This is a genomic window from Geodermatophilus sp. URMC 65, assembly GCF_053502545.1.
This window is the reverse complement of the sequence record NZ_CP199954.1, coordinates 5,675,025-5,687,830: the sequence shown is the minus strand read 5'-3', so window position 1 is coordinate 5,687,830 and position 12,806 is coordinate 5,675,025. Positions and strand designations below refer to the sequence as shown.

The following is a 12,806-nucleotide window of genomic DNA, read 5'->3' as shown; positions in this document are numbered from 1 at the left end:
GCGTCTGGAGGTCAGCGAGAAATCTGGGAACTTCTCCCTGGAACCCAGGTTGGGGAGTACCCGCAACTCAATCACGTAGGGCCCGGTCGGATGACCGGGCCCTACGTGTGTCCAGCCCGGGCCCAGCGGTCCGCCCTCAGCTGGTCGAACGAGACTGACCACACACCCGCGGCGACGCGGCGGGGTCAGCGTGCGGTCTCCTCGGCTCTGGTCGGTGCCGTTTCGCGGGGGCCCGGTACCCGGGCCGCGGCCGGTGCGACGTTCGGGTTGTGCCGGAATACGTTCCCCGGGTCCCATTGGGCCTTGAGGGCGGCCAGTCGGCGGTACTTCTCCTCCCCGTAGGAGGCCCGCACCCGCCCCTCGTCGGTGTCAGTCTCAAAGTTGAGGTAGGCCCCCTCGTCGGAGGCGTATGGGCGCAGCGCCTGCCACAGGTCGCGGACCCAGGCGCGGTCGGCGGCGTAGCTCTCCTCGTCCCAGGCGAGGCCCAGCAGGGCCGCCGCCCACCGTGCGCTGCGGGGGCTGCCCCAGGCCGTGGCATCGTCGGGGATCTCGGAGTAGCGGCCGCGCAGCGTGAACATCGGCACCTCGGACATCGGCGAGCGCCGGTGCGGCAGCCGGTCGAGCAGGATCGTGATCGCCTCGTCCGGCAGGTCGTCGAAGTTCAGGCTCTTGGCGTAGCCGTGGATCCCCCACGGTTCGGCGTTGTCGAGCATCTGCTGCAACGCCACGTACGGCAGGGGGGTGACCAGCTCGAACAGCGGCGCCCGTGCCCGCAGCGGTGCCACCGCGGCGGCGTGCTCCTCGGCGCTGCCCCAGTTCACGACCAGCACGGTGATGCCGGGCGTGCCGCGGTGCTGCTCGGGGACGAAGGGCTCGGGCGGAGCGGACGACGCGGCCACCACCGCGCCCATGCTCTCCGGGAGCTCGAACAGGTACTCGCGGGCGAAGGCCACCTGCGCGGCGGCGTCAGCGACGGGCCAGAAGAACAGCCCGAGGTTGGCCATCGGGTCGACCTCGTGCAGGTCGAACACCAGGCCAGTCACGACTCCGAAGTTGGTGCCGGCCCCGCGCAGGGCCCACATGAGATCGGGTTCGGTCTTGTCGGACACGGTCACCGTGCGCCCCTGGGCGGTGACCAGCGTGGCCGCGGCCAGGTTGTCGCAGGCCAGACCCTGCTGGGACGTCAGCCAGCCCCAGCCGCCGCTGAGCGTGAGCCCAGCGACCCCGGTGTGACTGACCGTGCCGCCGACGACCGCGAGGCCGTGCGGAGCGGTCGCGGCGTCGACGGCGGCCCAGGATGCCCCACCGCCGACGTACGCGCGTCGCATCTCCGGGTCCACACGCACGCCGGTCATCCGCGACAGGTCGATCATCACTGCGCCCGGTTGGACGCAGCTGCCCGCCGCGCTGTGCCCGCCACCTCGCACGGTCACGTCCGTCCCGGTCTCTCGGGCGAGGGCGAGCGTCGCGGCCACTTCCTCGGTCGAGGTGGGGCGGACGATGAGTGCCGGCTGGTGGGTGATCGCGCCGTTCCAGATGGCTGCGGCCCGTGCTTCGGCAAACCCGGCATCGGCCGGCCGCAGCACCTCTCCCGGGAATGTCTGGAGGAAGCGAGTGATGGAGGAGTCGTCGAGAGGCATCTCAGCCCCCTCTGCGTGGGCGTCGCTCGGGACGAGCACCGCTGACAGCAAGACAAGTCTGAAATGAGCAGCCGCTGTCGGGTACCCGTGCGGCCGCCCGTCGGGGCCTTTCGCCGCGCCTCCGGCGCGTGATCACGCGGGGCATGTGCCCGGTGATGCCTGGCCACCGCGCGCGGCGGCGGCTGCGGTGTCAGGTCGGTCGTCGTCCTTTCCGGTGTGACGCAGGCGCCAGGCGGCCAGGCGCTGCACGAGGACGCCGGCGCGCTCGGCCATGGTTCCCGGTTCAGGTGCGGCGCCGATCTGGGGAGTAGAGCGAGATCCGCGTGGGAAAATGTTCCTTGGGCGGTGGCGGGCAGCCAGGTCTAGACGTGTCCTAGCCGTCACTTTGACCTGTCGAAGGCGCCGCCTGTCGTACTAGGTTGCGCCGCCCCGACCGGACGCTCGATTGAGTGGGCTGTGCGGTGTCCCTCGGGGTGGCGGTCCAGGACCAGGCCTTCGGGTGATGATGTCGCGGTGACCAAGCGGGAGCGCATCGACCGGAACGTCCTGCACCGCCGGGCTCAGGTTGCGGTGCTGTCCGGCCTGGCTCGGGGCGACGACGCCTACGACATCGTGGCGGCCGCGGCTCCCAGCCATGTGCTTGGCTGGTTCGCCCCGGACGTCGCTCTGCTGGAACTCGCTGTCACGGCGCTCGATATCGCGTGCCCGGTTGGCGCCGAGCCGTTGGAGTAAGAGGGGCTGCGCGAGCGCTTTCTCCCCGAGGTGACATCCCGCGACCGTGTGGAGCGTCGCAACAGCCAGTACGCCGTCTACGCCGCCGCCTGCATGCGCGGCGGCCTGCAGCCCGACCTGCTGAGCGACGCCGGCTGGTGGCAGACCCCGCTGTGGCAGTACGCCGTCTCCGCCGTCGTCATCTACAGCCGGGCCGCGGCTGAGCGCCTAACGGTGCCGGTGGACGAGGTCGCCCGGCAGGTCGCCGCCCGGCACCGCCTCAAGCTCACCCCGTGACCAGTTCGGGTCACGGGGGGGCACAGGCCTCGACCTGGCCGTAGGGAGCCGGCTCGCGTGACCAATCCATGACCAATGGAGCGGAACACAGGGGTCTCCAGGGGCCGGGAACGGGCCGTCCAGAGGGTCCTCCAGACCCTCGCCAAAGGCCTGACAGGCGAGCTGAGCTGCGGAAATGCATGCAGCGGGTGGCGGAAATCGAACCCGCATGGCCAGCCTGGAAGGTGTCTCGAGCCCCCACGGGCGGCAGCGGAGCTCGCGTCGATCCTCGGCGTCACAGGGTCGATGGACGCCGGCCGGCCGCGCCCGGCGCCCGAGGGGATCTGGTCAGGCGGCCACTGCGCGGTGCCACGGTAGTGGCCAAGCCATGTCGTTCACGGTCGTCCGCAGGCATTCCCTGACGACCATACCTGGCGTTGAACTGCAGCAATGGACACCGGCGGCGTCCACGGACCTCCACCAGCCGCCCTGGCAGTGTAGGGGTCAGGGTTCGAGTCCCCTCAGCTCCATTGCAAGAGCGCCGAAGCGTGTCGGTAGACGACCGCGGCAAGACGACTTCAGCGTCACGCAATGTGAGGGCGATTGACAATATTATAGTGACAAGCGGACAATGCAAGAGTAAGAGGCGAACATGTGCACTATGGCGAACTGCAATATCAACTAGATGACCGCGGTCCGGACAGGGCGGCGGCCCTCGCGCTGCGGGTGCTCGCTGACATCGCGGTCTCTGATGCTGGCGCCCTGGCATACTTCCTGCATCACAGCAACATGCTGGTCCTGGCCGGCCTCCGCGCCATCGGGCCATACATGGAGTTTTCGCCACTCTTCCCGCAGGAGCGGTTCGACAGCCTAGCGGCGGTTTTGTCCCAGCACGGGCTCTATCTGGTCGCCGAAGGATTTCGTTATAAACTTGAACAAGACTGGACCCACCTATTCGCTCTTCAGCGAGGCGGCGCTGCGTAATATTCCGGAACGCTATCCGGCCATCGCTGACGCCTGGGCCAAGCCGCTTTCACTCACGGTCGCAGGCATCACGGAATGGTGCTATGTCATCGAGCGGCGCCTCGCCCTGCTCATGGACAAGGGGGCGCTGCCCAAGCAGTGGCTCAGAGACTGGCGCGCCCCGCATCATCTACGGTTTGCATGCTGCTGGGCTATCCGGGCGTGGCCATCTCGTCCGACCGCTGGGCGGAGGCGTCGTCATGCGGCGCGGGTATGAGCAGCCGACCGTCACCGTCGATATTGATCAGGCCGGGTCCTACGGTTCAAGCGTAGGCTTCTACGTAGCTGAGGCGGCACGGGACTCTCGGGAGTTGATGCAACTTGTCGACTTATGGAGTGCGACGCTAGCTCAAGTCGAGGCGCATTATGCTGACCATTTAGCGCACCCGCCGGCAGTCCTGTGGCGGGAGATGCAGGCAATAGCGGAAGCTGAAGCGGGCTACAGTCAGCGTCCAGCAGCCTAACCGTGCCACTTGTCACGGGCTCCGTTGTCACATTTGTAGCCGCTGTCGCAATTGTTTCCACAAGTCGTTGTGCGCGTGTTGCCCTTTCCCTTGGAGCCCGGCGGCTGCGGGCACCTGACCCACTTGGTCCTCTTGCCGCACCTCTTGCAGTGTTGGTACTTGTCGCCTGTGTAGGGCACGGCTGTCCCTTCTCCCCAACGCCGCCTGCGACTATTGCAGCAGGTGCAAGTTTGCGTAGTGATCGGCCGTCAGGACCTGCTCTATCTTGTCAGCCAGCCTGCGCGCCGCGGACTTTATGGCCGGCGTGCTGGGATGCTGACCACTTGCGGGGTGCTTGAGGAATCGCAGTTGACAACTCAAGAGTTGCCGAGCGTTGGTCCGCTGGGCGTTGTCGTCCTCGACATCGTCTGTGCGGATATGGGTTAGCCAGTAGGTCAACTCGCCCGCCGCATCGTCCAAGCGGTCGTGGTCAAGCGCTTGCCAAACGACCAGAAGGTGCACATTCCCTGGGATGAAGTATCGGCTGGCCGCCGACTGCTGCTCGACGAAGGCGCGTACGGCCTGTTGGGCCCGTGCGGCCGCTTGTGAGTCGCCCCGTCGAAGAGCGTCCTTGTAGTGCCAAATTAGCAGTTGAGACTGGTGAAACTCCCGCGCGCCGGGGCGAGCGCGTGCCATCTCCCACTGCAGGCGCAGCGGTTCAGCATCGTGCGCCCAAGGTTCGTCCAACAGCGGGGTGGTCGCCGCACCACATGCTGGGCAGGGCTTCGGCCACCGCCGTACGGTCTCGTGTCCGCTTCTACCGCAGTCGTCTCCGGTGCAAGCCCAACCGTGCGCTGTGGCCTCAAGCGGAGGAGCGTATCCATACACAGTCGGCGGGAGCACGGCGGCGCGTCTTCCAAAGAGTGGCACAGTTGTTTCAGCTCTGCTCGTTGATGAACCGCTTAACTGTCTAACTGTGCCACTTGTCCCGGGAGCCATTCTCGCACTTGTAGCCGCTTTCGCAGTTGTTGCCACACTGTGTTGTCCAGCCGCCCCCCTTGCCCCCGCAACTAGGGCAGCGCACCCATTTAGTCCTTTTGCGCTCTTTGCTGCAATACTGGTACTTGTCTCCACCGTAGGACACGTTTCAGCTCCCCCTCGCTCCAAGTTGGAGCCGGAACCGTAGCAGCGCTGCCGGCTTCGGCCAAGGCGTCGCTTCGGGCGGCGGAGCCGCGCCATGGGCTAGCCAGCCGCCCGGTCGGCCGCTACGGTCGTCACCCACGAACGGTGACTGACCGCGACGAGAAACTCGTCGACGGGGGCGCGGGGGGCTCATGCAGGGGGACGTTTGTGCAAGCAGGCCCGACTGTCCTGCCAGCATGCGGTCTAGGTAATGCGAATCTTCGGGCGAGGTGCGCGATCGCCAAGTGGCGGCGGTTCGTTGTTGCCGGCCAACATCGCTCAGCTGGCGGAGGACTTCGGCCGCTACGAGTACGACCAGGCGGCCAGTGGGGTCGATGGGACGTCCGTATGGGCCGACTTCGTAGCCCCGCTCTATCCGCTTGCTCAGGCGGAGCCGACGGCCTTCCTGCAGCAGTTAGCGGACGCGGCCTTGCCGGTCGGCGGTTGGTCCGTGTACGGGGCCTCCCATCTCGACTGGGAATTCTTCAGCGGCGCCAACCCCAACGATCCCAGCCATCGAGCGCTGCTAACCGCCTCGCTGACGTTCCTGCGTGAGTCCGGCGTGCCCCTTTCCCGGCTCACCGGGTATGAAGGAAGCTTCTGGCGAGAGCACCTCGCTGGCGGGCAGGTCTGGCTAGAGGGGCGGCCCACGCCCACGCCGGGTGCGGCGCCCCTAACCCCGCTCCACCCTGGCGAGGTACGGCGCATTGCCGTTCTGGAAGCGCGGCCGAATTCGCAGGAGGTGCACATCTGGCGTGAATCGTCCGACTCCTATGCGGCAGTCCTCAAGCCGGCTTGGAGGGACGAGGATCCGCGTCAGATTGATGGAAGACTACAGGTGGCGCAGTCGCAGTATTTGTTGTACGTCGGCGTAGGGCTTGCGTTGCAGGTCGAGACCTACTGGGCCGACCGGGAACTGCGGCCGTTCTTTCCGCTTCCCTGGCCGCGCATTGGCTGGCTGCCGCAGGCAAGCACGCCACCAACCTGAGTCACCTCGACCCGACCACGGTTTCAGTACTCCTCGCCGTAAAGGAAGCAGCAGATGGAACTCCTATTGTGGATCGTTGTGGTGCTGTTCTGGGCTGGGCCCCTCATCGGCCTGCCAGTGCTCTACTTTCGGTCCGGACTTGGTCGGGTCAAGCGCGAGGAGGGCATTGACTGGCGCGAGTTCCTCTTGCCCAATCTCGGCTTCTTCCTGTTGATGCTCGCGAAGGCCTTGTTGTGGCCCTTCACAGTTGCCGTCTGGAACTCGAGAGGTCGGCCCGCATCGCCGTGGACGGCGGTGACCATCCGCAATGGACGTCCCGCTCGTGCAATAGTCCGGTCTGAGGAGCTCGACGATCCGCTGGCCGGACGACGTTGATGGGACACTGGCTGACCACATAGGCGCATCAGCTGGCTCGCGCAGTACTTGCTCCGGGTGGCGCTGCCTACGGCCGCTCCCAAGGCTTCCTCAGCTGCACGCCAGCCTGCTTGAGCGTCTGGCGCACCGTCTCATCGTCGCACGCGTAGCGCTGGGCCAACCGCTGCAAGGTCCAACCGTGGGCATACAGCTGGATGGCCTCATGGGTGCGCTCCGTTGGGACTCCTTGACGCCGGAGCTTGACGCCCGCCCGACGGAGCTGCGCCGCCACGGTTGCACGGTGCATCCCCCACTTGGCGGCGAGGGCCTTCATGTCTGCGCCGGCCTCGTACTCCTGCACCAAGCTTGCTACTTCCGCAGGCGTCAGACGACGCTGTGGTTGGCGCTGCCTGACAGGGCGTGCACAGGGAGTCGTGCGGCGGAGCACCTGTGAGAGCTCATTTGCTAGCCGCATCACTAGGCCGTTCAGCTTTGAGCTTCCTCCTCTTACGGCCACTCGGGGTGCTCCTGCGCTCGGTGGGGGCGCCCGCACCGTGCGCTGGGTCGCGGAGGCTCGCTAGCCGAAGCCGCGGACCGCAACCGGAACCGCAACGCGACTTGGACTCTTACGGACGGTCGCGTATGTCACCGGACGCCGCACCCCTTGCCACCTGGGTAGATGGCACGCAGGCGAACGTCCATGGACGGGAAGAAGTTGTCTGGGGGTCAAGGGGTCGCAGGTTCAAATCCTGTCAGCCCGACAGCGGGAAACCGCAGGTCAGAGGCCGTTCTGGAGACATTCGGAACGGCCCCTGACGGCGTTCCCGGGCGGTTTGACCACCATTGTGACCACCATTAGGCCACCCTCACCTGGCGCCCGAGTTGCTGCGACGGCCGTCGGCGACGGCTCGAGGCCGCCTCCGCGACGGGTTCGGCGGTCACAAGGAGCCACGGTCGCCGCCTGCGCTGGCTACCGGTCAAAGGCGTCGCCGAGCGTGTCCATGGCCTGGCGGGCGACGTCGGGTGAGACGTGGCCGTAGATGTCCCCGGTGATCGCGATCGACGAGTGACCGAGGATGTCGGAGACCACCTTGAGCGGGACACCCCGCGTGAGCATCACGCTGGCCGCCGAGTGGCGGAGCGTGTGCAGCCCGGCGTGGGGGAGGCCGGCCTTCGTCGCGGCGGCGCGCAGGGCCCGGAAGGCGTTGCGGGGATCGCAGGGCTCGCCGAACTCGGTGGTGAAGACGAATCCGGTCTCCCGCCATGCCGAGCCGGCCAGCCGTCGTTCGGCCGCCTGGGCAGCGTGGAGGCGTCGCAGCAACCGTTCGGCGGGCGCGGAGATCGGTACGAAGCGCCTGGACCTGGCGGTCTTGGGCTCGGTGACGGTGAGCTCGCCGTCGATCCGCGACAGGGTGCCGCGCACCCGTAGGATGCCCTTGCCCAGGTCGACGTCCGACCACTGCAGCGCGAGCGCCTCGCCGCGGCGGAGGCCGGTGTGCACGAGGAGCGCGAACAGCGGCGCGTAGCGGCTGCCCTCGGCCGCGCGGAGCAGCTCGGCGACCTGGGCGGGTATCAGGTGGGGTGCCTCCTTGGCCGTGACCCGGGGTCGCCGGATGGCCGCTGCCGGGTTGGCCGCCAGCGCACCGTCACGGACGGCGGTGTCGAGCACGGCGCGCAGGATCGTGTAGGCCGAGCGGATGGTCGACTCGGCGAGGCCCTTGCGGCGGAGCTCGACAACCCAGCCCTCGACGTGGGACGGCCGGACCCGGTCGAGGGTCATGCCGGCGAGGGAGCTGCCGAGGATGTGGGTCCGGGCCACGCCCGCATACATGACCTTGGTGTTCCGCTTGCGCTCGGACGCCTGCAGCGACGTGTCGATCCAGTGCAGGGTGAAGGCCGCGACCGTCTCCCGCCGGTCCCGGGCCAGCTGACCCCCCTCGACCCTCCTGCGAATCGCGGCGGCCTTGTCGCGCGCCTCCTGGGCGGTGTCGCCGTAGACGGTGTGCCGGCTGGCTCTGCCAGTCTCGTCGGTGACGCGGAGGTTGATCTGCCACCGGCCGTCGGCGCGGCGGCGTGGGGCCGACCCCTCGCTGTTACCTCGCCTCCTGCCCGTTGACCGTGCTCGTGGCGTCCGAGGGCTCATCGCCGGCTCCTCCCTCGGCATTTACCGACGGACGAGTGTCGTGGGAAGGAGGGCTGCCAACCGTGGGGAGTCCACAGGTCACTCGGCCTGCGTCGGGGTGTGGACAACGTCGAACAGCGCGCTCTGGTGCGGGGTCGTTTGGCTGCCTCGGCGCTGGCGCGGAGCTGGCGATGGTGGTGGGGGAGCCTGGAGGCGTTTGACGTAGCGCTCGAGCTCTGCGCGCGGGAGACGGCAGCTGCGGCCAATGTGCACCGGCCGCAGCTCGCCGGCCTTCATGAGCGCGTACACGGTGGTGCGGCCGATGCGGAGGACCGTTGAAGCTTCTTCGGGCGTGAGTAGGAGCGCGTCGGCCGCTAGGACGTCTCGGAGTCGTTGCGGATTACCCATGCGACATCTCCCCGGATCGACTGCACGTGGCCTGGCTGCTGGCTGCTATGCGACGGTGGGGGAGCGGCCTGCCGCCAATCTCCGGTCCCTCTCCAGCCGACGACTGCGGCCGTAACCGCGGGGACTGGAGACTCGAGCGGCGGCCTTCCTGCCGACTGAAGAAGTCCTGGAACCTCATGTTCAGCGCACATCGGGGGCGCCCGTGAGGTGGGCGCGTCTCCGGTAGGCCTCCAGTACCGGCTGTAGCGCCCGCGCCACGCCGGGCAGGTCGCGGTCGTAGACCCGCCCGTCATTCAGCTGACCGGCGAGCTCACCGAGCAGCCTGGGCCAGTCGCGGCGAGTGGGCACGAGAGGAACCTGGACCTCGACGCGCCGCTCGACGAACTGCACGGCGGACAAGCCCGAGGCCGCGGCCCTGGCCTGCTCCCAGGCGCGGTGCCGGCAGGCACCCAAGCACCATTTCGGGATCGGCCCCGGCTCCCCGGAGTGATCGGCCCACCGCACCACCCGGAGGCCGCGGCCGCGGTCCGGCGGTCTCGCCCTTCGACGCCGGAGCCGGGCTTCGGCGAGCGGGCCTCCTTTGCCCGCATGCGCTGAGCTTGCTGGCGCCGTTGCTGCTCCCGCTCCCGGCGCCGAGCCCGGTAGACGGGACATCCGCTGTTTCCCATGTCGGCGACTCTGCAGACGGGCCTCCGGTAACTCGTCACCACGATTTTGGAACCGCAGATACAAGACGTGTGATCGGTTGCGATCTTGATCGCTGTCCTTGCGGATGAGAATGCTTCGGTCGTCCGGCGACGCCAAGACACAGTGGTGCGGGCGAGCCCGTAGATGTGTATGACGCGGGGTCCTCGGGTGCCTCTTGATTGCTGCCGCGAGCGCGTGGGTCTGGTTCCTGGCAGAGGGCCCTCCAGACGACGCCCATCGGTCGTCGACCGCAGGGAGGGATCTCCATGGAGGTGTTGTTCGAGCGGGTCGCCGGGTTGGACATCGGCAAGGCGGGCCTGACGGTCTGCGTGCGCACACCAGGTCCGCGGGGCCGGCGCAGTGAGACGCGGACGTATCCGACGACCACCCGCGCGCTGGCGGCATGCGGGACTGGTTGGCCGAGCGTGGAGTGACGATCGCGGCGATGGAGTCGACGTCGACCTACTGGAAGGCGCCGTTCTACTGCCTGGAGGAGGTACTGGAGGTCTGACTGCTCAACGCCGCGCACATCAAGGCCGTGCCGGGGCGGAAGACCGACGTCCGCGACGCGGAGTGGATCGCCCAACTGCTGGAGTGCGGGCTGGTCCGGCCGTCGTTCGTGCCGCCGCCGGACATTCGCCGGTTGCGCATGCTGACCCGCTACCGGGTGCAGCTGATGGGGGACCGCACCCGGGAGGTGGCCCGGCTAGAGGGCATGCTCGAGGACGCCTCGATCAAGCTGCCTTCGGTCGCCGCCAGTCTGACCAGCGTCTCCGCGTGGGCGATGCTGGCCGCACTGATCGCCGGTGAGCGCGATCCGGCCGTGCTGGCCCAGCTGGCCCGCGGCAAGATGCGGATCAAAATCCCGCAGCTGGTCGAGGCGCTGACCGGGCACTTCAATGAGCAGCATGCCCAGCTGGCGCAGACCATGCTGCACCGCCTGGAGCTGGTCGAGGACGCGCTGGCCGAGCTGGACGCGGTGATCGCCGAGGCCTGCCGGCCCTGGGCGCACCAGCTGGAGCTGCTGCAGACCATCCCCGGAGTCGGGCCCAAGGTGGCCCAGGTGATCCTGGCCGAGACCGGCGGGGACATGTCCCGCCTCCCTCCGCCGAGCACCTGGCCTCCTGGGCAGGTCTCGCGCCGGGAGTGCACGAATCGGCCGGCAAACGCACTCCGACCGGCGCGCCGCACGGCAACAAGTGGCTCACCTCGATGCTGGTCGAGGCCGCCGGCTCGGTGGGCGGATGAAGGGCGCCAACTACCTGTCGGCCCAGTTCGCCCGGTTGACCACCCGCCGTGGCATGAGCCGGGCGGCGGTTGCGGTCGCCCATTCCATGCTCGTCTCGGCGTACTTCATGCTCACCCGCGACGAGCCCTACTCCGACCTGGGGCCGGACTGGCTGGCCAAGCGCAACGACGAGGCCCATGCCCGCCGGCTGGTGGCCCAGCTCGAACGCCTCGGCCACACCGTGGTCCTCGACCCGGTCGGCTGACCCAACTGCAGAAGAACTGGAGGACGGGCTTCGCCCGCCCCGCGCTGACGCGCGCCTGCAGCTCACCTATTCACGGGTCTGTGTCCCTCTTGATCTTCGGAGTCTCTAGGCCGCTAGGTCGGGCGTGGGTTGCGCCGCATAGTCGGGTGCCGCGGAGATCCTGCTGGCGCCAACTGTTCGTCGTGCGCGGCCGCAGCGAACAGTAGGCGCTCAAGGGCATTTAGCATCCGTCCGTTCGCGAAGTCGGCGATGAAGAAGTGGTGTGCGGCCGAGGCATGGCGATGCCGGCGGGCGTATAGCTGGAGAGCGCGGTCGACCTCGGCGGTAGTGAGAGCCGGCCGAGTCAGAACCGGACCGATCTCGTCGGCGAGCCACGCGGAGGACTCGAGCGCCCATCCGCAGTCCACCCCCACAGGTAGTCGGTCGTCAGGGCGGCATCGCCGATCAGGGCCAGGCCCGGTGTTCCCACCGTCCTGCTCACGTCCGGGTAGTGAGGAACACCGACGTAGTCGGATACTTGCCGGGCCTGGCCGAGGTTGGGTGCATCCGGGAGGTCCGCGAAGAAGCGGTGGAAGTTACCGTCGATGTCCTGGCGGAAGTCGGCCAGCTTGTCTGCTGTGGGCATGACGGCGAGGACGATGATCCCGCCGTCGTTGGGGAATACGTATGCGACGTCGGGGTCCGTGAGCCACATTAGGGATCGTGACCCTCGGGCGAGGTGGACGTCCTTGAACCAGGCGAGGTCCACGAATCGCCCGTGCTTCTTCTCCTTCACGGGTACCGCAGCCCACGAGGCCACGGGGGAGTGCCGCCCATCTGCGCCCACCACGAGTGAGGAATGGAACTCCTGCTCCTCGCCGGTGTGATCAATGCTCCGCACCCCCTGCACGCGACCCTTCTCCCGGATGACCTGCGTCGCCTTGACCCCGAGCCGCAGCTTGACCCCCGGCGGCGCCGCGGCGGCCTGCCGCAGCATGGGGTCCAGGACGCTGCGCCGGATGTTGTACCCGTGCAGCCCTTCGTCGGGCGGTCGAATCCACCCGTACCGAGTTCAGAGGTCGATGCTGTTCGGAACCGCCCCGGCTGCCTCCAGCTGTGGCACGAGTCCGAGCCTTTCGAGAGCGCCGTGGCGCTGGGCTGGATCTAGTGGGTGCACGCGCGCTCGTAGTGGCCTGGGTCGCGGTGCTGCTCGAGCACCGTGACTCGGAGACCCTGCTGGGCGAGGAGGACCGCCGCCGTGCAGCCGCTGAGGGTGCCGCCGACAATGAGAATGTCGGATGTCCCTGGCATGACGACCTGTCCTTCCTCGGTCCCGTCAAGGTCCCGTAGTGCCGCGCGGGGGGATGGCATTCGTCTACTGACCGTGCTGCAACGGGCCTGTGGACGGTGCGCAGCGCGCCGGCCGGAATCACGGAGGCTATGGGGCAACGCGTCACCGCAACGTCACCAGCGCGTTGTAGCCCTGGCGGCCATGAATCC

16 protein-coding genes and 1 pseudogene are annotated in these 12,806 nt (G+C 68.1%); 8 read left to right on the top strand and 9 right to left on the bottom strand.

Annotated elements, in window-relative coordinates:
• Nucleotides 1–185 precede the first annotated feature (185 nt).
• Nucleotides 186–1,640 (bottom strand): FAD-binding oxidoreductase, encoded by a 1,455-nt coding sequence (locus ACWIX7_RS27360; protein ID WP_448619533.1) that lies wholly within the window; start codon nucleotides 1,638–1,640, stop codon nucleotides 186–188.
• Nucleotides 1,641–2,153: 513 nt separating this feature from the next.
• Between ACWIX7_RS27360 and ACWIX7_RS27355 the strand changes: the two genes are divergently transcribed.
• The 3 genes from ACWIX7_RS27355 (at nucleotide 2,154) to ACWIX7_RS27345 (ending at nucleotide 3,611) form a co-directional block, all read left to right on the top strand.
• Nucleotides 2,154–2,372, top strand: a complete 219-nt coding sequence (locus ACWIX7_RS27355; protein WP_448619532.1) for a hypothetical protein — start codon at nucleotides 2,154–2,156, stop codon at nucleotides 2,370–2,372.
• Nucleotides 2,373–2,420: 48 nt separating this feature from the next.
• Nucleotides 2,421–2,648, top strand: coding sequence for a hypothetical protein (locus tag ACWIX7_RS27350; protein WP_448619531.1), 228 nt, complete (start codon nucleotides 2,421–2,423; stop codon nucleotides 2,646–2,648).
• Nucleotides 2,649–3,281: 633 nt separating this feature from the next.
• Nucleotides 3,282–3,611: a hypothetical protein gene (locus ACWIX7_RS27345; protein ID WP_448619530.1), complete on the top strand. Its 330-nt coding sequence runs from the start codon at nucleotides 3,282–3,284 to the stop codon at nucleotides 3,609–3,611.
• Between the two features lie 713 nt (nucleotides 3,612–4,324).
• Here the strand turns inward: ACWIX7_RS27345 and ACWIX7_RS27340 are convergent.
• The gene (locus tag ACWIX7_RS27340; protein WP_448619529.1) at nucleotides 4,325–4,840 is read right to left on the bottom strand and encodes a hypothetical protein; all 516 of its coding nucleotides are present in this window, start codon (nucleotides 4,838–4,840) and stop codon (nucleotides 4,325–4,327) included.
• 646 nt (nucleotides 4,841–5,486) lie between these two features.
• Here ACWIX7_RS27340 and ACWIX7_RS27335 point away from each other — a divergent pair.
• Nucleotides 5,487–6,263: a hypothetical protein gene (locus ACWIX7_RS27335; protein WP_448619528.1), complete on the top strand. Its 777-nt coding sequence runs from the start codon at nucleotides 5,487–5,489 to the stop codon at nucleotides 6,261–6,263.
• A gap of 54 nt (nucleotides 6,264–6,317) precedes the next feature.
• On the top strand, nucleotides 6,318–6,638 hold the full coding sequence (locus ACWIX7_RS27330) for a hypothetical protein (protein ID WP_448619527.1): 321 nt from the start codon (nucleotides 6,318–6,320) through the stop codon (nucleotides 6,636–6,638).
• Nucleotides 6,639–6,705: 67 nt separating this feature from the next.
• Here ACWIX7_RS27330 and ACWIX7_RS27325 read toward each other — a convergent pair whose 3' ends face one another.
• From ACWIX7_RS27325 to ACWIX7_RS27310, 4 genes are all read right to left on the bottom strand, one after another.
• The gene (locus tag ACWIX7_RS27325; protein ID WP_448619526.1) at nucleotides 6,706–6,978 is read right to left on the bottom strand and encodes a hypothetical protein; all 273 of its coding nucleotides are present in this window, start codon (nucleotides 6,976–6,978) and stop codon (nucleotides 6,706–6,708) included.
• 609 nt (nucleotides 6,979–7,587) lie between these two features.
• Complete coding sequence (locus ACWIX7_RS27320) at nucleotides 7,588–8,760, bottom strand: tyrosine-type recombinase/integrase (RefSeq protein WP_448619525.1); 1,173 nt, start codon at nucleotides 8,758–8,760, stop codon at nucleotides 7,588–7,590.
• Nucleotides 8,761–8,838: 78 nt separating this feature from the next.
• Complete coding sequence (locus tag ACWIX7_RS27315) at nucleotides 8,839–9,147, bottom strand: helix-turn-helix domain-containing protein (protein ID WP_448619524.1); 309 nt, start codon at nucleotides 9,145–9,147, stop codon at nucleotides 8,839–8,841.
• Between the two features lie 180 nt (nucleotides 9,148–9,327).
• Nucleotides 9,328–9,537 (bottom strand): hypothetical protein, encoded by a 210-nt coding sequence (locus tag ACWIX7_RS27310; protein WP_448619523.1) that lies wholly within the window; start codon nucleotides 9,535–9,537, stop codon nucleotides 9,328–9,330.
• An 835-nt stretch (nucleotides 9,538–10,372) separates the two neighbouring features.
• On the opposite strand from ACWIX7_RS27310, the pseudogene ACWIX7_RS27305 reads away from it, so the two are divergent.
• Nucleotides 10,373–10,501: pseudogene (locus ACWIX7_RS27305) on the top strand (IS110 family transposase); the annotation flags it as partial.
• 39 nt (nucleotides 10,502–10,540) lie between these two features.
• Here ACWIX7_RS27305 and ACWIX7_RS27300 read toward each other — a convergent pair.
• Entirely contained in the window at nucleotides 10,541–10,846 is a 306-nt protein-coding gene (locus tag ACWIX7_RS27300) for a hypothetical protein (RefSeq protein ID WP_448622207.1), read from the bottom strand.
• Here ACWIX7_RS27300 and ACWIX7_RS27295 point away from each other — a divergent pair.
• Together ACWIX7_RS27295 and ACWIX7_RS27290 are read left to right on the top strand one after the other, a co-directional pair.
• On the top strand, nucleotides 10,828–11,082 hold the full coding sequence (locus ACWIX7_RS27295; RefSeq protein ID WP_448622201.1) for a transposase: 255 nt from the start codon (nucleotides 10,828–10,830) through the stop codon (nucleotides 11,080–11,082). The genes ACWIX7_RS27300 and ACWIX7_RS27295 overlap by 19 nt on opposite strands.
• A complete protein-coding gene (locus ACWIX7_RS27290; RefSeq protein WP_448622206.1) occupies nucleotides 11,079–11,327 on the top strand; it encodes a hypothetical protein in 249 nt (82 codons plus the stop codon). The genes ACWIX7_RS27295 and ACWIX7_RS27290 overlap by 4 nt, the downstream gene beginning before the upstream one ends.
• 343 nt (nucleotides 11,328–11,670) lie before the next feature.
• Here ACWIX7_RS27290 and ACWIX7_RS27285 read toward each other — a convergent pair whose 3' ends face one another.
• On the bottom strand, nucleotides 11,671–12,312 hold the full coding sequence (locus ACWIX7_RS27285; RefSeq protein WP_448622200.1) for an FAD-dependent monooxygenase: 642 nt from the start codon (nucleotides 12,310–12,312) through the stop codon (nucleotides 11,671–11,673).
• A 158-nt stretch (nucleotides 12,313–12,470) separates the two neighbouring features.
• Nucleotides 12,471–12,617, bottom strand: coding sequence for an FAD-dependent oxidoreductase (locus ACWIX7_RS27280; RefSeq protein ID WP_448619522.1), 147 nt, complete (start codon nucleotides 12,615–12,617; stop codon nucleotides 12,471–12,473).
• Nucleotides 12,618–12,806: the final 189 nt, after the last annotated feature.